This is a genomic window from Paenibacillus sp. NPDC057886 (genome assembly GCF_042796655.1).
GTDB lineage: Bacteria > Bacillota > Bacilli > Paenibacillales > Paenibacillaceae > Paenibacillus.
Window position 1 is genome coordinate 591875 of record NZ_JBHVMZ010000005.1, and the last position, 22496, is coordinate 614370.

The 22496-nt window shown below is 43.1% G+C and carries 24 protein-coding genes and 1 pseudogene; 16 read left to right on the plus strand and 9 right to left on the minus strand.

The genetic code is table 11. From position 1 onward, the window contains the following. The first annotated feature begins 305 nt into the window (after positions 1–305). The 3 genes from ACFVQB_RS19985 to ACFVQB_RS19995 all read left to right on the plus strand — a co-directional run bounded on the left by ACFVQB_RS19985 (position 306) and on the right by ACFVQB_RS19995 (position 2798). Positions 306–1913, plus strand: coding sequence for an amidohydrolase family protein (locus tag ACFVQB_RS19985; protein WP_379442681.1), 1608 nt, complete (start codon positions 306–308; stop codon positions 1911–1913). 139 nt (positions 1914–2052) lie between these two features. After that, entirely contained in the window at positions 2053–2346 is a 294-nt protein-coding gene (locus ACFVQB_RS19990) for a hypothetical protein (protein WP_379442683.1), read from the plus strand. After that, complete coding sequence (locus ACFVQB_RS19995) at positions 2346–2798, plus strand: hypothetical protein (RefSeq protein WP_379442685.1); 453 nt, start codon at positions 2346–2348, stop codon at positions 2796–2798. Before ACFVQB_RS19990 ends, ACFVQB_RS19995 begins: the two co-directional genes overlap by 1 nt. 580 nt (positions 2799–3378) lie before the next feature. Here the strand turns inward: ACFVQB_RS19995 and ACFVQB_RS20000 are convergent. Together ACFVQB_RS20000 and ACFVQB_RS20005 are read right to left on the minus strand one after the other, a co-directional pair. Then, positions 3379–4140: pseudogene (locus ACFVQB_RS20000) on the minus strand (COG4705 family protein); the annotation flags it as partial. A 259-nt stretch (positions 4141–4399) separates the two neighbouring features. Beyond that, positions 4400–4522 carry a hypothetical protein gene (locus tag ACFVQB_RS20005; protein WP_379442687.1) on the minus strand — a complete coding sequence of 41 codons (123 nt, stop codon included), beginning with the start codon at positions 4520–4522 and terminating at the stop codon, positions 4400–4402. 287 nt (positions 4523–4809) lie between these two features. Here ACFVQB_RS20005 and ACFVQB_RS20010 point away from each other — a divergent pair, with 287 nt between their 5' ends. The 6 genes from ACFVQB_RS20010 (at position 4810) to ACFVQB_RS20035 (ending at position 10281) form a co-directional block, all read left to right on the plus strand. Next, on the plus strand, positions 4810–5568 hold the full coding sequence (locus ACFVQB_RS20010) for a C40 family peptidase (RefSeq protein WP_379442689.1): 759 nt from the start codon (positions 4810–4812) through the stop codon (positions 5566–5568). A gap of 311 nt (positions 5569–5879) precedes the next feature. Further along, a complete protein-coding gene (locus ACFVQB_RS20015; protein ID WP_379442691.1) occupies positions 5880–6557 on the plus strand; it encodes a response regulator transcription factor in 678 nt (225 codons plus the stop codon). Then, complete coding sequence (locus ACFVQB_RS20020) at positions 6554–7960, plus strand: HAMP domain-containing sensor histidine kinase (protein WP_379442693.1); 1407 nt, start codon at positions 6554–6556, stop codon at positions 7958–7960. The genes ACFVQB_RS20015 and ACFVQB_RS20020 overlap by 4 nt, the downstream gene beginning before the upstream one ends. A gap of 113 nt (positions 7961–8073) precedes the next feature. Further along, complete coding sequence (locus ACFVQB_RS20025) at positions 8074–8697, plus strand: undecaprenyl-diphosphatase (protein ID WP_379442695.1); 624 nt, start codon at positions 8074–8076, stop codon at positions 8695–8697. Positions 8698–8866: 169 nt separating this feature from the next. Further along, on the plus strand, positions 8867–9037 hold the full coding sequence (locus ACFVQB_RS20030) for a hypothetical protein (RefSeq protein ID WP_379442697.1): 171 nt from the start codon (positions 8867–8869) through the stop codon (positions 9035–9037). Positions 9038–9126: 89 nt separating this feature from the next. After that, complete coding sequence (locus tag ACFVQB_RS20035; RefSeq protein ID WP_379442699.1) at positions 9127–10281, plus strand: MGDG synthase family glycosyltransferase; 1155 nt, start codon at positions 9127–9129, stop codon at positions 10279–10281. Positions 10282–10943: 662 nt separating this feature from the next. Here the strand turns inward: ACFVQB_RS20035 and ACFVQB_RS20040 are convergent. Genes ACFVQB_RS20040 through ACFVQB_RS20050 form a run of 3 tightly spaced genes read right to left on the minus strand, consistent with a single transcriptional unit; the run spans position 10944 to position 12061 of the window. Beyond that, positions 10944–11144: a hypothetical protein gene (locus tag ACFVQB_RS20040; RefSeq protein WP_024630061.1), complete on the minus strand. Its 201-nt coding sequence runs from the start codon at positions 11142–11144 to the stop codon at positions 10944–10946. Between the two features lie 9 nt (positions 11145–11153). After that, complete coding sequence (locus ACFVQB_RS20045) at positions 11154–11858, minus strand: hypothetical protein (RefSeq protein WP_379442701.1); 705 nt, start codon at positions 11856–11858, stop codon at positions 11154–11156. 29 nt (positions 11859–11887) lie between these two features. Beyond that, complete coding sequence (locus tag ACFVQB_RS20050; RefSeq protein WP_379442704.1) at positions 11888–12061, minus strand: hypothetical protein; 174 nt, start codon at positions 12059–12061, stop codon at positions 11888–11890. A 432-nt stretch (positions 12062–12493) separates the two neighbouring features. Between ACFVQB_RS20050 and ACFVQB_RS20055 the strand changes: the two genes are divergently transcribed. After that, the gene (locus ACFVQB_RS20055) at positions 12494–13138 is read left to right on the plus strand and encodes an ABC transporter permease subunit (RefSeq protein ID WP_379442919.1); all 645 of its coding nucleotides are present in this window, start codon (positions 12494–12496) and stop codon (positions 13136–13138) included. A gap of 13 nt (positions 13139–13151) precedes the next feature. Next, positions 13152–13796: a carbohydrate ABC transporter permease gene (locus ACFVQB_RS20060; RefSeq protein ID WP_379442707.1), complete on the plus strand. Its 645-nt coding sequence runs from the start codon at positions 13152–13154 to the stop codon at positions 13794–13796. On the opposite strand, the gene ACFVQB_RS20065 is transcribed toward ACFVQB_RS20060, so the two are convergent. The 4 genes from ACFVQB_RS20065 to ACFVQB_RS20080 all read right to left on the minus strand — a co-directional run bounded on the left by ACFVQB_RS20065 (position 13758) and on the right by ACFVQB_RS20080 (position 18045). Further along, complete coding sequence (locus ACFVQB_RS20065; protein ID WP_379442709.1) at positions 13758–14189, minus strand: RNA polymerase sigma factor; 432 nt, start codon at positions 14187–14189, stop codon at positions 13758–13760. The genes ACFVQB_RS20060 and ACFVQB_RS20065 overlap by 39 nt on opposite strands. A gap of 565 nt (positions 14190–14754) precedes the next feature. Next, positions 14755–15462 (minus strand): ABC transporter permease, encoded by a 708-nt coding sequence (locus tag ACFVQB_RS20070; protein WP_379442711.1) that lies wholly within the window; start codon positions 15460–15462, stop codon positions 14755–14757. Next, the gene (locus ACFVQB_RS20075) at positions 15437–16384 is read right to left on the minus strand and encodes an ABC transporter ATP-binding protein (protein ID WP_379442713.1); all 948 of its coding nucleotides are present in this window, start codon (positions 16382–16384) and stop codon (positions 15437–15439) included. Before ACFVQB_RS20075 ends, ACFVQB_RS20070 begins: the two co-directional genes overlap by 26 nt. Before the next feature lie 92 nt (positions 16385–16476). Continuing rightward, the gene (locus ACFVQB_RS20080; RefSeq protein ID WP_379442715.1) at positions 16477–18045 is read right to left on the minus strand and encodes an FAD-dependent monooxygenase; all 1569 of its coding nucleotides are present in this window, start codon (positions 18043–18045) and stop codon (positions 16477–16479) included. A 120-nt stretch (positions 18046–18165) separates the two neighbouring features. Between ACFVQB_RS20080 and ACFVQB_RS20085 the strand changes: the two genes are divergently transcribed. The 5 genes from ACFVQB_RS20085 (at position 18166) to ACFVQB_RS20105 (ending at position 22433) form a co-directional block, all read left to right on the plus strand. Further along, the gene (locus ACFVQB_RS20085) at positions 18166–18825 is read left to right on the plus strand and encodes a TetR/AcrR family transcriptional regulator (protein WP_379442717.1); all 660 of its coding nucleotides are present in this window, start codon (positions 18166–18168) and stop codon (positions 18823–18825) included. A gap of 879 nt (positions 18826–19704) precedes the next feature. Continuing rightward, a complete protein-coding gene (locus ACFVQB_RS20090; protein WP_379442719.1) occupies positions 19705–20256 on the plus strand; it encodes a hypothetical protein in 552 nt (183 codons plus the stop codon). A gap of 167 nt (positions 20257–20423) precedes the next feature. Next, on the plus strand, positions 20424–20651 hold the full coding sequence (locus ACFVQB_RS20095; protein WP_379442721.1) for a hypothetical protein: 228 nt from the start codon (positions 20424–20426) through the stop codon (positions 20649–20651). 175 nt (positions 20652–20826) lie between these two features. Then, positions 20827–21639 (plus strand): hypothetical protein, encoded by an 813-nt coding sequence (locus ACFVQB_RS20100; protein WP_379442723.1) that lies wholly within the window; start codon positions 20827–20829, stop codon positions 21637–21639. Positions 21640–21890: 251 nt separating this feature from the next. Then, a complete protein-coding gene (locus tag ACFVQB_RS20105) occupies positions 21891–22433 on the plus strand; it encodes a hypothetical protein (protein WP_379442726.1) in 543 nt (180 codons plus the stop codon). Positions 22434–22496: the final 63 nt, after the last annotated feature.

Sequence of the window (22496 nt, forward strand, 5' to 3'; positions counted from 1 at the left end):
GCCTCATGGGATTTATGTAATGACATTATGCAATACAGAATAAAACATTATTTATTTTGATTCCAATAAGAAGTGAAAGTACACATTCCCAAGGCGGGTTTTTGGATTAATTTTATGTTTTAACGGGCATCAATAAACTGTGTATTGCTATATAGAAAAAGCATTTCAATGCCGCGATTGACAATTGGTTTGCTAACTGGTGTAGGGTCGCTCTGTACGGTCTTAGTGCGGAGCTTGATCTGTTCAATGAATTGGAACAATCTACTAAATCATCTGACAAAACAAGAGGGGAGACACACCGACCGATGGATATGAACAATGAGGGGTGTAAAGCAAGCGAAGTTATCGATGTGGACACTGGACCCACATTTGTCCTTCGTGGGAGCGTCGTCACTATGAATGACTTAAATGAAGTGATCGAGAATGGACGCGTGGTCGTAAGTCGCGGCAAGATCGCCTGCATCTTGGAAGCGGGTCAATCGCTACCGCCTGAATATAATTCGGTGCCTGAGATTTTAACTGACGGGACGATTTACCCAGGCTTGCTTGATCTACACAATCATTTCGTTTATAACGTGCTTCCGCTATGGGGGGTGCCTGAACGGTATCAGAATCGCACACAGTGGCCGAGGAAAAGAGAGTACGTTTCAAACATTTCGCTTCCGATACGGGTACTCGCGGGTTATTCTCGCACCGCCCGGGCGATAGTCCGCTACGTTGAGGCGAAAGCACTTATCGGTGGAACGACGACCGGCCAAGGGATAAGGACTAGGGTACAGGGTGGCATTCGCCTTTTTCATGGAGCGATGCGTAATGTTGAAGAAACGAACGACGACCGCTTGCCTGAAGCTGGCACTCTCGTCCAGAACCTACAGAACAATTCTGAAGCTATAAAAAATTTCCGTCGAGACCTCGAAACCCACACGGCTTTCTTCTACCATCTTTGCGAGGGCGTGGATACATCCACCCGGCGTTACTTCACTCAACTGATTGAGAACGACCTCATAAGAAAATCTCTAGTCGGTATTCATGCCCTAGCATTGAAGCCTGAAGACTTCAACACGCTTGCAGATCAAGGCGCGAAAGTAGTTTGGTCGCCTTTCAGTAATTTGCTTCTTTACGGTCAGACATTAGATTTAGCTACATTGAAAGAATCAGGAGTACGCTTTAGCATCGGCTCCGACTGGTCGCCCACCGGCAGCAAGAACCTCTTACAAGAATTGAAAGTTGCACGACACGTCGTAGAGAGTCAGGGCGCGGGATTCAACTCACGAGGCCTAGTGCGGGCGGTGACAGCTGACGCCGCTGCCGTTACAGGTTGGCAGCAACACCTCGGAGTCCTGAAGGCCGGCGCAATGGCCGACATCTTGGTAATAGACGGGACTGGTGGCGATCCATACGATCGCCTGATCGACGCGACCGAGGCTGACGTGAAGCTTGTAGTAGTGCATGGAGTAGCCCGTTATGGGGATCGCGACTTCATGGAAACCCTCAATGTGGTACCAGAGCAGGCGCCGGAGCCGCTGTTAGTAGGTGGAAAAAAGAAAGCTTTTCAGCTATTCGACCCCGACTCGCAACTCGCAGATCTGACAGTGCGAGACGCCAGCGAGATCCTTCGAGACGCTATGGCAGATCTGCCCGCCTTCCTTTCATCAGTGAAAAATGATAATGCACGTTTGATCTCCCTCGGTGTTGAACACCCGCAACCTTTCGTCCTTGAACTGGACAACGAGTACGCGCCGAATCCAGATGAATCTTCGGCACCGGGCCTGTCAGCCGATTGGGATAACATCGCAAAAAGTGTTGACCTCGATTCCTTCGTTGTTAATTCTGATAACTACTGGCCACTCATCGAAGCTCAGAACAATATCAGTGACGAACTGAGGAGGGTGCTTAAGGAAGCCTACCAATGAAGAACTCTAATTAAAAAAAAGTGTGACACAATAATGATAATCAATGATCAAGGTGGACGTGGAACATACATTTGGTGTTATAGAGATTACCACACCAGAACCATAATAAACTAAGGAGATGTTGTTGTAATGGCAAATAATGAAACAAAACGTCGTTACTCCGCTTATTAAAGGATTAAGTGATAATGAAAAAAACGAAAAAAGAGGGTATGTGATTGTGGATGGCCATCCCTCAATTACAACATCGAATCATAGTCGAGAAAAGGCTGTAAGAGTCCTTAGTGAGGTTGTAATACCAAAAGAAAAAATGACTTCATATGATTTGTTTAAGGCTTTACATGATAACTATAATTGGCGTAGGCATCAAGACGAAACCAACGAACATGGTGAGCAGGAAGAAATAAATAAACTGCTAGATTATGTTGTTGGTTAATGTGGTTTGAACAGTTCACTCATGATACAACAACTACCTCTGCATTTGAACACGTATTTATTGGTGAAGAAGGAAGAAAGCCAAACATTCTTGATGGCCATCATTTTTGGTATCATTATTACATCAATGATGGACCGTATGAATTGACTGAAATTGAAGATTCCATTTATTTTGTGAAATATGTAGAAGTCGGGCTTTCTGAAAGATCTAAAAGAGCAGAGTTTATTACCATAAAATATGCTTATGAAAAACGTGATGGGAATGGAGAACTAAAGTTATTTAAGAAAAAGGTTAATATATCCATGCCAGCCAGGACCTTATACTGCCGAACAGGAATCCAGCTGCAAGAATATGGAGGCTACCCGGTCCGGATCCATTTGAGAAATACATACGTTTTTCCAACCGAAGACGACCACAGCGTTGTGAAAAGTTTGATCAAAATCCCCAATTAATTTATTCCGTTAAAGGGTATTTAATTGAATAAATATATGTTAATTTATCGATGTTGTGAAGGAATATACTTAACGGAGTTTAGTTTAATAAAAGTTCCATTTAAAAAGGAATCGCGGTTGGCGATTCCTAAGATTATTATTTATTTGCTGTTTTTATGGTACTAAGTGAATTGTTAAGTGCTGTTTTACACTTGTTTACATCAGGGTTCGATGAACGAACTGCTGCCAATACAACATCAATTGTTCCATCAATTTTCGTCCATGTAGCGCCATCGATTTTTCGAAGCTTAGGTTCCTGTGTGTCCCATTGATGTTCTAATTCATCTGCCCCTTTTTTCGCTGAAGCTAAGTCATTTTTGTTTACAGCGTTTAATATATCATTTTCAATTTTTGCAAAATCGTTTAATTGACCTCCTAATGTAGCTTGATCAGCAGCACCTTGTGATGCAATATAATTACTGCGCCAGTTATAACCGCCTATACCAACAAGTAAAAAAATTACGAGTACAACAATAGTTTGTGTTAGCACATGTTTCTTATTTGCATTACTTTGGTTTGTATCGGCTATATCACTTTTAGCATTTGTATCAATTTTTGAAACGGCAAGGAAAACGATGATCGCTAAAATAGCGATAAGAAAAATGACACTCGTAACGGTTGTCCCTAGTCCTAATCCGCCATTTACTTTTGGTTGAGATAGGTAATCTCCAAGTGACGCTCCAAGAGGACGAGTTAAAATATATGCAATCCAGAAAGCTAATACCCCGTCAAGTTTCAAAAATTTATAAGCTAAGAACACAAGAGCAATAATAATAACAACGCCTATTCCTGTGTTAAGATAACCAAAACCAAGTTGTTCTGAATATAAATCGCCGACTGCAGTTCCAAGTGCAAAGGTGAAAAGGATCGTAAGCCAGTAGAAAACTTCTCTTTTTTTAGTAAAAATCGAGTGGATCGATAGTGTTTTTTCACTAAGATACCAAAATAGAAAAGTCAGTCCTAGTAGCACCGAGAAAACAGCTGTACTAACCTCAAGTGGTACGCTCATATTATCTGTCAAATTATCCGTTACCAGTGTTCCAAATACACTTATAAGAACAACTGTTACCCAGTAAATGGCTGGAACATATTTGTTTGCTTTAAGTTGAAAAAACAATGCAATAAAAAACGCAACTCCCATAATAATGGTAGTAAGTGTTAAACCAAGTCCAATGTTGAAATTGATGAAGTCAGCAAATGTTTCACCAACAGTTGTACATAAAATTTTGATGATCCAAAAGAAAATCGTCACTTGTGGCACTTTGTTAAGTAAAATTATCATTTTATTTTGGTTTTCTTGCATATATAATTTCCTTTCTTTAAAGTGGTCTCCCACAACTTTATTATATTTCATTCTCTCTAAATAAGGATACCCCATCCAAAGTGGAGCTCGTTTTCAGCGAAATTCCGAGGTTGTAAGTCAGATTATCGATGATTAAAGTACCGACCACGCTGATGAATACGACCGACAGCCAATAGATCCAACGGCACATACTTATCCGCCTTGAACTGTAGAATCAGAGCCCCGATCAAAAGCACCGTCATCAAGAGCGTCGTTATGGTCAGGCCATGATTTTAATGATCCAAAAAAAGATGGTGACTTGCGGTACTTTGTTTAACATCCGCATTCCCGGGCTCATGGACGGCTGAATCAGCCCCTTCTGATTATGCGTATACTGTTCCATTTCCTTCCTCCTTTATCGTCATAGAAACCACCGGCCTCAGCTGCTCATACTGCCCATGTTGATTCGGTTTATATCCATGAGTGTAACAGCTAAAAATTAGAATTTTCTGTGAAAATGACCCATCTCAACCGAAGCTGCGCAGTAAGCGTTGGATAAAATTGCATCCATGGAGTATTGGCATTTCTCATCATTTTTTAATTTCTGTCACCTATAACTAGTGGGGAAGGGTGAAGTGCTAATCATGCATGGATTTCACTCCATCCAAAACGAATTGTAGGGAGGGCTTTATGGATAACAACACGAACTTCATCAGAAAGAGCCGAATCGGCAAAACTTTAACCGGGATCGGCTTGTGTCTCTCCATTGCTTTTTCCGGAAGTATGATGCTGCCGACCCATCCGGTTCACGCGGCTTCCGTATCCGGCAGCTCCGTGGCGGATCGGGTCATCTCGACAGGGAAACAATTTTTTGGCGTTCGCTACCAGTTTGGAGCACCTTCCGGACGAACGGACGAATTCGATTGTTCCTCATTCACGCAGTATGTCTTCAAGCAAAACGGCATCGATCTGCCCCGCTCATCAAGACAGCAATCGCAGGTAGGTACGCCGGTTTCCAAGGATCAATTGCAGCCGGGGGACTTGGTCTTCTCCGATACGAATCACGACGGCGTCATCAATCATGTCGGCATTTATATGGGGAACGGTCAGGTCCTGCATACTTATAGAGTCGGTATTGGCGTGACGGTGTCCAATTTTTCCGGCAGTACCTGGGATCGCACCTTTGTAACCGCTCGTCGCGTCATTTCCGACAATGGACAGGCTTCCAGCGGGCAGACACCAAAAAATCAAGATGCTGAGCAGAGCAATAACGGAAAGGATCCAAGCAGCCAAGATTCCAATGGACAGAATTCTGCCGACACTTCCGTAGCTGCGCCTTCGGTATCGGACCAAATCGACAAGCCGACAAATATACAGAAGCATTCCTCCAAACATCAGTGGAGAAATTCCGAAAGTGCAGATGGAGAGGATCAACAAGGGGAACACTAGAAGAGTTTACAAGGCAGGGTCTCAAGCGAGACTCTGCCTTTTAGAAGATATAAGAAAGTATTAGCTTCGGAGGGTGGGGCTTCCTTAAATCGCAAGAAATACTACCGTTAAATGCGGTCTGGCTTCTTAGAATGTACGTCAATAGACGTTTTTCTTATACAGAAAATGTAATAAAGGATTATCATTTGTTTACAATTTCAGGGGATGACCAAACTAGTAGGGATTATCAGCGTCAGCACCTATCTTCTCATCGATTTCTCATGATATTTGAATATACTTGTCATCGCAGCTGTAACCTGGAGGAGATATCAATGAAACGGATACTTATTATAGAAGACGAAAAAAGCCTTGTGCGTTTTATCCAGCTGGAACTTGAGCATGAGCAATTCTTTGTACGGGCTGCCCATGATGGAACCAGCGGACTTCAACTTGCCTTGAAGGAGGAATGGGATCTGATCCTGCTGGATATTATGCTGCCACATTTGGACGGGGTAGAGGTATGCCGCAGGCTCCGGAATGTGAAAAGCACTCCTGTGATCATGCTCACGGCCAGAGACGGACTGGAGGACCGGGTGCACGGCCTCGACAGCGGTGCGGATGATTATATCGCCAAGCCATTTGACATCGAGGAGCTTCTGGCCCGCATGCGCGCGATATTCCGCAGGATCGAGCTGCGGGATCAGGAGGATCGGGTAATACTGACATTCAGGGACATCATTGTGGACCTGGATGCCAGAGTTGTTACCCGTGGCGGTAACCCTGTCAAACTGACCAAGCGTGAATTCGACCTGTTGGCCATGTTTATGAAGCATCCAAACCTTGTCCAAACGAGAGATATGCTGCTCGACTTGGTATGGGGCTACGATTCGTTGGTGGAAAGGAATGTGGTCGATGTGTACATCCGATATTTGCGGAATAAGCTGGATGTTCCCGGAGAAGAAAGCGTCATCCAGACCGTGCGCGGAATGGGATACGTGTTGCGGCCATGAAACGGATGACCGATTGGCTCAAACGGCTGCCTGTTATATGGAAGCTGACGATCGGCGCAACGCTACTCATTTTTCTGCTGTTCGCCTCGTACAACTTTGCCCAGTACCTGGTCTTGAAGCACTGGATGCTGAACCAGGAGCAGGACGCGCTTCATGTCATGATGTCACAGGTCCAGGGTTATTTAGAGGATCAACCGGCTAACGGGGAATTGCTGCATTCACCGGAAACAAGTTCTTATATGCGAAATGTTCTAGGAAAAAATCAAATGATTCGCCTAATTGATAAAAATGGGACGGAGCTGCTGCTGGCTACGGACCATTTTAATCCGCTGTGGATCACACCGCTTCCGAGCACGATTAACTCCTTGCAGGATGTGTGGCATGAGGAGGACCATATTCTCGTTTACCGGGCTCCTCTTATGATCAAGAACGAAGCTGGAACGATTGAAATTGCAACGAATCTCGAGACCTTCGACCATTTTAACGCTACGCTGCTGTGGGTCATGGTGATCGGGGGCTTTTTGGCCGTATGTATTAGCGCCGCCAGCGGCTGGGCGATCGCCAAGCAGTTTTTACGGCCGGTTAAGGCTCTTGCCATCACCATTCAAAATGTGAAGCAAAACGGGCTTCAGGAACGCGTCGCAAATATCGAAAACGGGGATGAGCTATCGCAGCTGGCGAGCCTGTTCAATGAACTGATGGACCAACTGGAAGTGTCCTTCCGCCAGCAAAAGCAGTTCGTTGACGATGCTTCGCATGAACTGCGCACGCCCATCACCATTCTGGAAGGCCACTTGAATTTGCTGGACAGGTGGGGGAAAAGGGATCAGGCTATCCTGGAGGAGTCGCTGGGGGCGTCGCTTCAGGAAGTCCGAAGACTGAAAGGGCTCGTTCAAGGGCTCCTGGCGCTGTCGCGGGCTGAGTCCTCGACCTTGACCAATCATATTGAACAGATCCGGATTGAACCGTTTCTGACCAAAACTCTCCGTCGGATGGAAGATCTGTATCCGGAATTCACTTTCCGTATGAAAGGGGAGGGGACTGGCAAAATGGTGAAGATCAATCCGCTTCACCTGGAACAAATGCTGTTTATCGTCATTGAAAATGCGGTCAAATATTCAGGGGATCATAAAGAAATCGACATTCGCAGCTATGAAGAAAAAAACCGGGTGCGCATATCCATTCAGGATCATGGAATCGGCATCCCGACGGCTGAGATCCAGCATGTTTTCGACCGATTTTACCGTGTAGACCGGGCCCGCAGCAGAGAAATTGGAGGAACGGGTCTGGGTCTCGCGATCGCCAAAAATCTCATTCAGCACTATCAGGGCGAAATTGCTCTCACCAGCGTCGAAGACGAAGGAACCCGCGTAATCTTGTCTTTCCCGGCGGTATCATTATAATGACGGTGCAATCGAAAGACTGATTCTCATTAAATTTTCATTATTCTGCGTTAAGCTTATTTCCACCGATCGTTATCGTTAACAGATCAGAAAAAGCAGAAGGAGTATGAGAAATGAGTATCTGTCAAATCGATTATGAGCTGTTTCATTTCATTAATGAGTGGGGAAGATCCGCATCCTCCCTGAATTCTGTTATGCGTTTTTTCGCGGAGCGTGCATTCTATTTATTTTTTGTCGGTCTATTGGTCTATTGGTTTAGCCGTAAGGAAAACAACCGAAAAATGGTAGCGGAGTCCGTCGTTTCCGTTGTCATCGGGCTTGGGATCAGCTGGGTGATCGGCCATCTATTTTACCGGGATCGACCTTTTGTAGCCCATACGGTGCTGCAGTTGATACCGCATCCGGTCAACGCGTCGTTTCCAAGCGATCACTCCATCGGAGCTTTTGCCATTGCCGCTTCTTTCGTTATATATCGCCGAAAAGAAGGAATAGTCTGGCTGCTCTTGTCTGCTGCTATTGCTTTCTCCAGGGTATGGACAGGTGTACATTATCCGTTCGACGTATTGGGTGGGGCGCTGATCGGTATCATAGTTGCAGCAGGGGTGCACCGCCTTGCGGAGCGCTTCTCGTTCATTTCCCGTTCGTTTAAAGCAGGTCTCGGGTGGTATGAAAAATACGAATCGAAGATATTGCCCCGGAACGTGACCAAGGAAGAACAAATTCAGTCAGGGAAGTAACCTGGGACGAAGATGATTACAGCAGCCGGAATCATATTCCGACCATTATCGTGGGGGATCATGTCTGTCAAGCCTCATTGAGTCAAAAAATCTCCCATTTAAATGTTCTTCGGACACTGGAAGATCTGTACGACCTATCGCATCTTATTATCAATGGGGAGTGAGAAGCATGTATGACCAGCTACAGGATTTGGATCTGTTTTTGGAGTCCATGCATGATTTGGAAACAAAAATTCGTCAACTGATTCAACGTTCCGGCCTTTCCGAGGAAGAGCAGTGGTTTATTTTGGGGCATATTTTGGTCGTTCCCGGCAAGGATATTTCATGTCAGCAAAATTAAGGTCGAGTCTTGGGCAAAGATCCTGGCCGGATCTGGCTTTAAAAATAAACTGCCGTGCTAAATTGTTGTATCCATAGGAGGGAACAAGCATGCCTACCCGTCACCCAAGAATATTGATTTTGACAGCCGGATTTGGAGACGGCCATCAGCAGGTTTCCTCGGCATTATTGCATTATTTTCATATGCTGCAGGTCAACCAGGTGCAAATCATTGATCTCATGAAGGTAGCGCATCCTGTGTTAAATTCCTTTTTTTCGAAGATGTACCAAATGAGCCTGTTCTCGTCTCATCTGGGCTTCGATTATTATGGCTGGAGCTATTACATGACCAGGGATTCCAATCCATCCGGCCCGGTGAACCGATACCTGAACGGATTCGTCAGACGAGAGATGCTGGAGACGATCGGCCGTTTCCGGCCAGATGCGATCATCAACACCTTTCCATTCGGCGTCGTGTCGCACCGCGAATGCGACCACAACGCTCGCACGTTTACCGTCATTACCGATTACGCTCTTCATTCACGTTGGATACATCCGGATACGCATAAATATTACGTAGCCACAAACGATATCAAAGACTTGATGATGAAAAATTATGTCTGCATGGCGGGGAAAGTCAGCGTCACTGGCATTCCTGTCCGTCCCCAATTTTATAATATAGGAGTAAAATCTCCGATTCGAAAGGTTACTTATGGAGGATCCGAAGGCAAACAGATCTTGATTATGGCAGGCGCATTTACGTCGTTCCAGCAGCTCACCGAGCTCATATATCTGCTGCTTGGCCAGCAATCTTGCGAAATCACGGTCGTATGTGGGCGTAAGCAGCATACCTTCGACAAATTGACTTCGCTGTATGCCGAACATCCACAGGTGAAGTTCCTTGGCTATATAGAGAACATTCACGATCTGATGGCTACGTCCTCCTGCATCGTGACGAAAGCCGGTGGCATCACTTTAACTGAGGCCGTCATCCTAAAGCTGCCGATCTTTATTTTGAGCCCCTTTGGAGGCCAGGAGAGGGAAAACGCCTTGTACTTTAAGAATAACGGCATTGCCCAGATTTCATCCAACGTCCGTCAGCTTGCGGAACAGCTTCAGCTATTTCTTGAGGCACCGGTGTTGTCCGACCGGATCCAAGGGAAAATGGCCGGATTCCACCAAGGAGCAGCTGGCGAGCTGATCGTAAAGGATATCTTGTCGACGCTGCAGTATCGTCAAGATCCAAGTTCGGGTTACGAGCTGTAAATGGTTCGGATTTTTGCTGCTGATAGGCTTGGTAATCTACATTATTCATTTGCTTCGAACAGGGGATGCTGAGTATCTTACATGCTGTAAGCTTAGTAGAAGTGACTTTGTAGAACCATTCAAACGCTCTACACAGAGCGACAATGGATCGAACAGGAAGAACGGTACGATTTTACTTCAACTTACTTGCAGAACGGTTTATGCCCATTATATAAGCCTATTGGCAAGAGGATGGGGGGGATGTATAACTATATTGGACTGTTATGGAAAAACAAGGTATAGAAAGCCACTGCGCGGATCTGATGCTCTTTAATCAGTATTTATGGCGTAAAGCCAGGGAGCTTGAAGAAAATGAACTGGAGAATGTTAGGCGAATCGATCAGATTTATGAGATGATCAAGGACATTAGTAAGATATTTGAGGTTAGAGCCGGACACGGCTCAATAGAAACGAACTCTATATATTTTAAAACAGAAGATTCTATTTTCTGGCATGGGTGCTTGTAGGGGAGAATGCATGTTGGAGGAGATATATTTCATTATTTTCTGAAGATAAGCAGAAAAAAAGCATCTCCTGAAGGAGATGCTTTTTTTCTTGAGTAGAAACATTGTTAGGATTGCTACTGGGTATCATTCGTCCTAAATCGAGGAAGTATAAATATATTACTCTCTTTTTTCATTATCTAATCGCCGACGAAATACCAAAGCCGAAACAGCAAATATAATAAAAGATAATGTTGAAGCAGCAGTAACCATCTTCAACACATTTCCTATTGGGGGGTTAAACAACAGAGCAATTGAGATGATTAAAACGGCACCTGTTAAACCCATTCCCAAAATTGAGATCGCTAAAATCTTGTTCATCAAATCACCTCACAGGTAATTGAAACAAGCTACTGCTCCAGCGATACCACCAGCACCAAGAACTGCATATGCACCAATACATGCAGCACATATCGGAGCAGTCACTGGTGTCGGTACTGCACACGAACCACCGCACGCAACCGCAATAATATAAGCCGCCGTACCACCAATGCCAAGCACTGCTCCAAGACAACCTGCCACTGCGCCTACACTCTGCGGTTGAATTCCAGAGTTAACTGGCTCTTCTGCAAGCATTTCTTCATCTGTGATATAAGGTCTGTCAGTGTCCACGGATTTAACAACTGATCCATTCAAATACGTCTCAACTCGGAAGTTTCTTCCCTCATTTTTGGTCACCAACATTTCATTTGTCTGCAATACGGTATTATCCTTATCGAAGAATACTGTTACGTTACTAGGAAGACTATAATCCCCATGCAAAGGAACTGTAACAACCGTAACTCCACCGCCAACCGTGTACACACTCGATTTTTCCAAATCAAAAGCTGACACAGGGGCGATATTCTCAATTTCACCTTCTTCTACTCCATGTAGCGTTGCATCGATCAATTCTTTGGCTTCATTACCTATAACTACAACAATATTTTGGCTGTTATCCGCTTGTGCTGTAACACTCAAATTTGGAAATAAACTTAAACAGAAAATAGACAAAATCATTAATACTGGCAAAAAGACCTTTTTCGCCTTTAACATAGTAAAACCTCCTTTTTTTTAATATTTCGTCATAACATTTCCTCTTCAAGATTGATACCGTCTGTACACAATTGCTTAGATACCAGTTCGATAGCATCTTCATGTTCAATGAGGGCTTTTTCTTTCTCGTTGTCCGGCGTACCTGGGAATGTATTATAGAACTGAATGCTGTTAGGCCTGGATTTGGATTTCTTTTCCTGCACCGAGTTGGTCTCCTGACACGTTGCCCATTAAGCTGAAGCTTAGGGCAAACGTACCTGCAACTAACCAAGTCTTCTTAAATTTCAATAACATTCACGCTCCTTATAACAAGTTTTGAGGATTTCCCTCACATATATAGACGCCAGAAAAGGAAAATAGTTACTTTTTTATTTATTATTTTGCACAGAGTCCAAAAAAAGATAAAATAACCGCCTATATGGACGACACACCGTAGGAACAAATTCCGCATATAAGTACGAAAACCCGTCTCTAAAGGTATATGATTACGTCCAGGCTTATAAGGATCAATATCCGGAAGTTCGCATAACTGCTGATCATGACGATTTTATCGCTGTTCAAGCACTAAATGGAATTATTGCACCCAGGTGATCTGGAACACGTTACGGATTTCTGTCCTCAAATTAGTATTGGGAATGATTTGTACTCTCGGGTTTGCATTATTGATTAATGAAGTGAAAAATAAATTTCTACGCACGTCGGTTCAGACATTTGTGTTTTTACCATACTTCATTTCTTGGGTTGTATTGGGCGGTATTTTCATACAACTCTTAAATCCAGAGTATGGATTAGTCAATCAATTGATTAAATCCATGGGTTTTGAACCTATCTTCTTTTTGGGCAGCAATAAATGGTTTGTACCGATCGTTATACTTACTGATGTATGGAAAGAGTTCGGTTATGGTTCAATTATTTTTCTGGCTGCTCTGGCTGGCATCAATCCGGCTTTGTACAAGGCTGCTCAAATTGACGGGGCAAGCAAGCTGAAACAGATGCTAAACATTACACTTCCCTCACTTGTTCCAACCCTCTGTGTTGTACTAACTATTAACCTTGGCTCAGTCCTAAATGCAGGGTTTGACCAAATATTCAATCTGTACAATCCTCTTGTCTATGAAAGCGGAGATATTATTGATACCTTTGTATATCGCATAGGCTTGATCGGCGGGAATTTCAGTTTCGGTACGGCGATTGGATTGTTCAAATCCTTCGTAGGTCTCTTCTTGAACGTAGGCGGGTACCGTATTGCATATAAAGTTGCAGGATACAAGATTTTCTAAGGAGCGGTGACACATGGGTATGACATCTAAATTTAGCGCATTTCAATTTATTAACAATATTCTCATGATTATTCTTGCAGCACTTTGCATCGTACCTTTTCTTCATGTGCTTTCTCTATCATTGAGTTCAAGTGAAGCCGTATCCGCTAATGAAGTGACGTTTTGGCCAGTTGGATTAAATTTTTCTTCCTACATGAAGGCATTTGAAGACACACAATTAATTAGTTCAATCTGGGTTTCTATTCAACGAACATTTTTAAGTGTAACTCTAGGTTTACTTGTGAACAGCATGGCAGCATATGTGTTGTCTAAGGGCGGGGGAAGAAACGGAATTGCGGGTTATAAGTTTTTTGTAGGTTTTTTTATTGTTGCGATGCTCTTTCACGGAGGCATGATACCAACTTATCTGGTCGTTACCAAAATCGGACTTTACAACTCGGTGTGGGCACTGGTTCTACCGACAATGGTGAATGTGTTTTTTATAATTCTGATTATGAACTTTTTCAAGGCTTTGCCAAAAGAACTTGAAGAAGCAGCCCATATGGATGGTGCTGGATACTGGAGAGTTTATCTCAAGGTAATGCTTCCCTTATCTATGCCTGTACTGGCAACTGTAGGCTTATTCACCGTTGTAGCTGAATGGAATGAATGGTTCTAATTCATTCAATCGGGCTAATGCAGCACTAATATCAAGACGGATATCGACATCTCTAGCAATATCGAGGGATATCGATTGGGACTGAAAATCGATTACTTCGTGCACCATTTCTTTATTTCGTGATCTCGTACGATACTCGTTTTTCACAATATTTTGCGCGATTTTGAATAGCCAAGTAAATATACTGGAGTTACACTTAAACAAGTGAAAGTTTTCCATTGCTTTTAAAAAAGCTTGTTGCGTTAAGTCATCGGCAGTTGCCGAATTTGTCTTTACTGCAATATAATTTCGAATTCTATCTCGATATTGATTATAAATGGCTTCGAAATGCTGGATGTGCTCCTGCTTCTCCGGAAGAACAGGGATTTTCTTTTTGTCTTGAGCTCGTGACACCAGTAGTACCTCCTCCTGAACTTACAATTCATTAGACACCGAAGGGAGGTAAAAAGCCACATCATTTTAAAATAATTTTACACGACGCCACTCCACTTTTTTTAAACCCCGAAAAAGCAAAGCGTAAAGGCAATTCAGCTATGTGGTATTAAGTGAGGATTACCAGTGGAGAAAGAGATTCAGGAGCTTAAAAAACGTATTGGCTTTCTGGAAAAGCAAGTTCAGAACAAACAACTTCAGTCATCTAATATATTGAGGTTGAGCTTAACTTTTATAACAGTACTCGTGACTTTGCTCATCTTGATTGGAATCTTTCAATTTATAACCCCCCAACCAATTGAACTAACTGGGAACGATAACTCATTATAGTCATTGTCCTATTAGAGCATGCTGATGCGTTATTTCGGGGAACGGATGCGCCCCGTTTACACTTGACACGCCACAATGAATTTGTAGATTTTATATTGAATTGTTTATCTGATTGACAAAGAATTAGAAGTCACTTTGTACGTGCATCATCTTCTTCCAAATGGATTTCTACGCAGAAGTCTTCCTTGTAAAATCATCACTGCTCCCTGTTTTGTAACCATTTAACCGTTCCAATGAGACCTAGGAGTCCGATTAAGAAAACCAGTAAATAACTAGTACCCAACAAGGGAAATAAAGATACTCCGCTTTCCTGCAAATGCAAAGCAGGTACCGACCAAGGCAGATAAGCTCCAATGGCGGTAGGACCGAACACCAATGCCAACATTAAAGTTGTAAATGCAAAGCCGATCGGCACCAGATAACCACGTGATATACAGGCCAATAGGGCAAGAGGTGCACTTAATAATAGGTGGAGAGCACCAATTATAAGTATTAAGAACAAATAATGTTGTACAATCGCAAACGAAAAGCCAGGAAGTCCGATTGCAAAACCAAGTATTAAGGCATAAGCAAAGCTGATCAACATCATTACAAAACACCAGAATATAATTGCGACATATTTGGCAATCGCGATTTTACCACGCGATACAGGCAAAACGAGCAAATCCTTGAGCGTCCGATCGGAATACTCACGGCCAAATGTCCAACTTGTCACCAATCCAAACCCCAGCAGCCCAAACACGGATGCATACAAAAACGCAGTCCGTTCAAAAAAAGAAGGCCAATTGGGCTGTCCTAAGAACAACGTGATGACAAACAATATAAACAGAAGCGTGCCCCATAAAACAAAGGACCGACGCAATTTGTAAACTTCAACGCTACAGGCTGTCAACAATGGTCTCATTCCGTTTTTCCTCCTCAACTCCGATTACATTGAGAAAATAATGTTCCAAATTCTCTTCTTCAATTTTAAGCATGGTGAGCGGTACTTCATGATGAGCAAGCAAACTCGCAATATGTTCGGGATGCTTAACGGCATGATCATCCGGTAGCGCAAAGCCGTTATTCGAAGTCGAATGTACCGCATACCCGGAGTCTGAAAGAATAGCTTGAGCCTTCCGATCATCCTTCGTTCCGATCATCAACTGCTTTCGGCGGATTGTTTCAAAGTCTTTTGTTGTCAGTTCTTCAAGCAACACGCCTTTGTGAATAATGCCGATTCGAGAAGCCAATTTGGACATCTCCTCAAGGATATGGCTCGATATAAACACGGTAACCCCATGTTGGGAAGCCAGAGCTTTCAGCATTTCCCTTACCTCGACAATTCCGGCTGGATCAAGCGCATTGGTTGGTTCATCGAGAATCAGAACGTCCGGCTTATGAATTAACGCTTTGGCCAATCCAAGTTTCTGCGCGTTACCAAGTGACAAATCTCTTGCCTTACTATCCGCATATTGGGTCAGATTCAATTGCTCCATAATCTCGTTAACTGCCCTCGGAACAGATAATCCTCGCAACCTGGCCATCAAATTCAAGTTTTCCCTAACCGTAAAGTTAGGGTAGGCATAAGGAACTTCCACCATATAACCTAGTCTTCTCGACAAATCGGGATTTCCGTTCGCCCAGCGCTGACCAAATATATACACTTCTCCGGAAGAAGGCTTGCTCATGCCGAGAAGAGCTCGGATGGTTGTCGTTTTTCCTGCACCGTTCAACCCCAAGAATCCATAGATTTCTCCTTTCTTAACGGAAATCGAAACGCGATCTACAGTGACTTTATTCCCGTATTGCTTTGTCAAGTTAACGGTTCGAATAATATCTTCCATAGTAACAGTCCTTCCCATAACCTAAATTAAACGAATATAAGAGCCGGCAGCCATATGAGATGTTGAAAAGAATTCCGCCGGCCTTGTCCAAATCAGTTTGCGCGATAAATGGAATTCAAGTAATTCGAAATCGATGCGGTATCATTAATGGAGGCCCGCAGTGCGATGTAACCGTCGGGACGAATCAATACGAATTCATTACTTGCTACATCGTAAATTCGATAGGCATTCCCTGCTGTGTCTATTATGCCTTCCACTCTCTCCACATGCGATGGCAGGATGCAATGCACATGGAGTTCGTCGTAGGTGAAGTTCTCCAAAGAAAGATGATCTGTGCGGTTTACAAAAGCCAAAAGAGTCCAGTGTGGGCCGCGCAACAGGTCAAATACACTTCCTGCAAACCCTGTACCTTGCAGACCCTCGGCATTAGGAGCACGATCCCCGGGCAATGAACGGGTAACATTCGTTCGAGCAGACGGGCGGGTAATAGAACTTGACCGATAGGAAATGAGAAGCCCACTCGTCAAATCGTCGGATATGGTGCTCAAAGATTGGGACAACCCTCCGCCTTCAGTCGCCGTTCCTATGACCCCTCCCATCTTCTTCGTGCTGTCCTCAAGCACGGCTTGAGCCACTGGGCGGCGCTCCTCATCGTACGTGTCGAGTAAGGCGGTGTCCGCTCCGCGTAAGACAGTCGCCAGCTTCCAGCCGAGGTTGTACGCGTCCTGCATCCCCGTATTCATGCCTTGACCGCCGGCCGGCGAATGAACATGAGCAGCATCGCCGGCAAGGAAGACCCGGCCGTTGCGGTAACATTCAACCATGCGAACGTTGACCCGGTAGATGGAAAGCCAGGAAGCATCCGTGAGCCGAACAAGTCCGGCCCCGGCCCGACGGTCAAACATGGCTTGATACGCCTCTAGCGATGGCTGCTCTGGTTCTTCAATGTCTGCCGGAATTGTAGCCTGCAGTTGCCAAATATCGGATTTCGGCAGCGGTGTCACCCCCACCATCCCTTCCGAAGATGTCCAGATATGGATATGGTCACGATCTAACCCTTCCAATCGTACATCACCAAGATACCATCGCTCATGATCGTGTGTTTCCCCAACCAGCGGTAAGTGAATAAACTTGCGGATATTGCTTTTGCCCCCGTCAGCGCCGACTATATAACGAGCGCGAATTTGCTCTTCTCCTTGTGGTGAATTCACGGTTACCGTTACACCATCCAAATCCTGAACAAGCCCTACAGCTTCCATGCCCAACTCAACTTGACCGCCAAGCACTGCATATCGGACGCGCAATGCTTTTTCAACATCAAATTGAGCAATCCAGACCGGATCACGATAAGGTGTTTCAAGTTCGGCGCTGACCGCAACGGTAATAGCCGGCTTGTCCACACTCCTGCCATCTGCGGTATAGTAACGAACAGGCAAATCCACAACACCTGTGTCAATAATGTAGTGAACGGCCTCCAAATCATCAACAACCTCAAGCGAGCGGGGCTGGATTCCTTTGGCGCGAGAGGCCACATTATACAAGGTGCTTCGTTCAATAATACGATGGTCTACGTTTCGACGGGCAAGGTCGCAGGCAAGTGTAAGCCCTGTTGGTCCGGCCCCGACAATGAGAACATCAACAAAAGACTGCATGGTTTTCATAGATAAAGTTCTCCTTGATCATTGATTTGATATGCTACATTTGTTATACTACACCGTGCAGTGTAGTTTGTAAAGTGGAACTCATTTTTGATAGTATAGCTATAGGGGGGAAACATAAGGATGGATAATATGGAAAACAAAAAAATCCGCAAAGGCTCTTCAGACAAACGAGCCAAAATTATTGCGGCAGCACGAGACCTGTTTCTTTCCGATGGGTTTGATCGTTCCAGCGTCGATGCAGTCGCAGCTAAAGCGGGAGTTTCCAAACGGACAGTTTATGATTATTATGGCGACAAACAGAACCTACTGCTTGCCGTTGTGGAAGAATCCAGTTCGGCGGTTCTTGACATGATTGAGCAAGGGATTTCAGACCACCTCCGGGAATTCGAGGATCTGAAGCAGGCGCTCATTTTATTTTGCGAACAAATCGTAGCTTCAGCGAACGGATCGTCCGACTACATGGCTTTGATCCGTCTGGTTATGGTGGAAGCCGCCAACCTGCCCGACTCTTTTTTTGAAAGGCTGGATAACGCAACTGAAGAGGGGATCATCAGGAGGTTTACAGAGTTTGGACAAACCGGATTGCTCGATGTGCCCGATCCTGAAATAGCTACAAAGCACTTCGCTGCATTAACGTTTTTATTGGTATTTAATCAACCTAGAAAAACAGGGGCATTGGAGGAAGAACAAACCAAACGTATCATCACTGAAGGCGTACACGTCTTTCTTTGCGCTTATGCACCACGTACCGTTCAAAACGAAAATCAACCATCATACTGATTGCGATTTTGCTTAACGATAAAAGACTGGTGGGGCCGCCAATTTAACGTTAATATACGCTAAAGATGTGTAGCGTTTCAAAGCAGGCCTCCAAGTTAATGACCGCTAATGTCTCGGAATGATACGAATAGAAAAGATCAGCCCCAGGCAGATGACAGACAAAGAAGAAGCTGCATTAATCGCTGGTCCGAGCACGGTGGTTCTCTTCAGGATCAGACGATTCTTATCGTGATGTTTCATACTGGCTTACGAACATGGAAGTATGCGATTTTAGTCTACTGGAGTTGATTCCGGATTTAACAGACCTGGCATTCAAAATTTATGATCGGTAGATACATGATACTGCTTCACAACTTATAACTTATTAAAAAAAAGACATATGGAACTATTGATAGAAAAACTATATTTTGGGTTCTTGAAAAACTTGTCAATCAGTTTAGTGAAAATTTCTTCAATGCTTGGTTTGATATAGCAGGGATGAGAAGTGAGGAAATCAGTGTTCCTCTTGGGAAAGAAATCATTGAGATGAGAGATCAATCGTTCCCGAAAATAGCTCTCAAGTGTAGTAATCAATAAGCAAATTAACTACATCGAGTGAAACTTCAAAAATCGGTTGATTCATATGTAAAAAATTGAATTTTTAAAACCGTTAATTTTAAAATTAACGGTTTTTTGTTGTAATATCGTCGTAGTATTGGAAAAGAAGGAGACAATGTTCTTGTCTTTTAAGGAACAATGTTTTTGTACTGTCGATGGACAAGAACATGGACCCATTGAATACTAATTAAATCTGTATTAGCCGTTGAATCTATCGACGACAAAGAGATCCGATATTGGCTTGAAACTATTGAAGAATTAGAAAAAGAAAATCGAGAAATATTGGATTTGCAAGTTAGTCCTACTACTGATTTAGATGTGGTATCTAGTCATGTATTGTCACAAGTTCAGGAATTTCCAGATCTTGAGGCAGAAGCTCATTATAGACTGGGGTTATTCTTTAATATTAATTATGGTAGTGCATACAAGGCGTTTGAGCACTGGTCAGAGGTACCTTATACTACTGATGACTCTTTTACATTTGAAGCTGCAAAAGGCAGGCTTGAGATACTTGAGGATAATCTCGTAGCATGTAAAGTTTTAAGAATTAGACTTAAGGACGATGATGTACGGGAAGATAAACGATTACTAGATCGAAAGGTCATGGAACTTATAAAGAATATGGAGGTTCTGTCAACAAACCAAAAAGGTTATCTTATCTGGGGTAACTACATTGATAAGTCATATACTAAAAGTACATGGAAACAAGGATTATCAAAAGCATTCTTGGCAGAAATTGAAGAATGGAAATTAGTTGATAATGAAATAATAAATCAATCATATCTAGTAAAGAAAGATTTAGATGTCGCCGGACAAGAACATTGTTCCATTTAAAGTCGCTTATTTAGCGGCTTTTTTGCTTTAAGGAACTAAGTTCTTGTCCCTTGCTGAGGACAAGAACATTGTACCATTGCCGAAAAGGACAAAACTTTGTGTCATTCCCGAACATAAGAACGGGACAGGCGAATACGATAAAGGCCTCCTGGCTAGGGCTAAGATGGATGATAGATAAAAATGGAATTAAAGCACATCTGTATTCTGAAGTGGCAGAAGTATCTTCAATTATGATCAATCAAGATTTTATTAATGAATGTAAGCGGAAGTTTGAGGAAAATTGGATAGATGATGCATGGAAAAGTGGTTTTGCTTTGTCTATAATTGCAGTTTTGGATCTATTTAAAATTCAAGTAGTTGAATTTACAACACCAAAAAAACTAATAAGTCATTAAACTAACGGGAAACGATAGCTCATAAAACCAACAAAGCAGCTGACCAATGTGATCGGCTGCTTTTGTTCAACTAACGGGCAGGTTAGTTGAATGAATATCTTTCCAGTCATTGGGTAGACTACTCGCATTGGTGAGAAGTTATTTCTGCGAGTAGATTCTTCTCAAGGAGGATATTATGAGAGTTAAGACACTGTTTCTTCTAATGATAATAAGTTTGTTCTATTCGATGCTGTCGAGCACTGCTACAGCCAATAACATAGAACCATCCGAATTTGTGGCAGCCCCCACTGGGGGCAAAACTCGCCTGGGACCAGTAAATCGGTTTGCAAAAGCAATACTGCGAAACGATCTTGATGAGGCACAAAAATATGTAGAAAAGGGTTCTGTCCAAATCCCCGAGATATTGAGGAATACCCAAATCAGTGGAGTGCAGCTCGTTTCCTCACCAAAGTCAGATGTGAAATACCTACTAGCTCATTTTAATGATGAATTTTTAGAGGAAGAACGACTTGCTTTCATATGGGAACTAATCATAAAGGAAGACCGTATCACTAAAATCAGCATTCTGTTCGACGGAGCCAATCCGCTCGTCGATGAGGCCCGATTGATCAGGGAATACCAACTGAGGTTCAAAAGGGACGTACTGGTACCCTCTGGGTTTCCGTTCGAGATAACTCACTTCGACGGATACGTTGATGGTAATGAATCACTTGAACTAATCTATCGAAACAAAGCACTGAACGGCTTCTTCCGGGTCAAAGTATTCCCAGTGGTAGTAGAACTGGAACGGTACAAAGGAAAGGATGATGTGTATTATCAACTAAAAGACGGAACGAAAGCATTGTACCGGCCTAAATTCGAATTGGGATATGAACTTCGATTCCAGAAAAACGGGATGCAATATACGCTTGCGATTGGAAACAAGAAAATGTTGAAAGCGAAGTTTAAAGCAACAGACTTACTCAAACTTGCCAATTCTATGATATAGAGAATCAAGAGCCAGATCTTGGCTTGCTTGTGCTAACTCACAATGTCTAGAAAGAAAAAGGTTAGATTAGCGTAATCTATGATTGAATAGGTGATTACACTAATGGGAAACGATAGCGATATGAAACAAAAAGCAGCCGACCAACGTGATCGGTTGCTTTTTTTCAGCCAACGGGCAGGATACTTTAAGTACAAAAGGGAACAACATACCTCATATAGAACACTTAATCTCTAATAGGGAGGGGAACAATATTGCATAATAGTATGAATAAGAGACAATTTATTGAGATGACAGTTAAAGAACAACGTTCAGTTGTATTTAAAGTTAATAATCAAGATGAATTTTTCCGTGGTGTTTCTAAAGAATTAAATGAGGGCTGCCTATTTGTTGAAACAGAAGAAGGCATAAACTTTAAAATTGAAATGGATGACATCATTGAGATTTATGCTATCAAATCTTCATCTCCAGGACATATTGCTATACAATCCCCCACTTTGATGAGAGGTAGCAAAGATGACCTTGAAAACCTTGTACTCCTGTTTGAAGGTTTAAATGACGATGTAAAGAAACAAATTATCTTTTCTTTATCCAAAGTGATGGGTAAGCAAGTGATCATTTCGAAAATGGATATGACTTCATACAATTCATCTGAAATTGAGATGATTGCTAACACAATAAATGGATATATACTCACTATTAAAACACAGGATATTTTTCGTTCGGAAATTTCTAAATCCTACAACAATATGGATTTACCTCAAAAGACTTATTTGGGGCAAGGGTTAGATCATTAATCAACTAACGGGAAACTTTAGTTAAATAGCCCCAGATTAAAATCTTCTATTTGAAGCAAACGA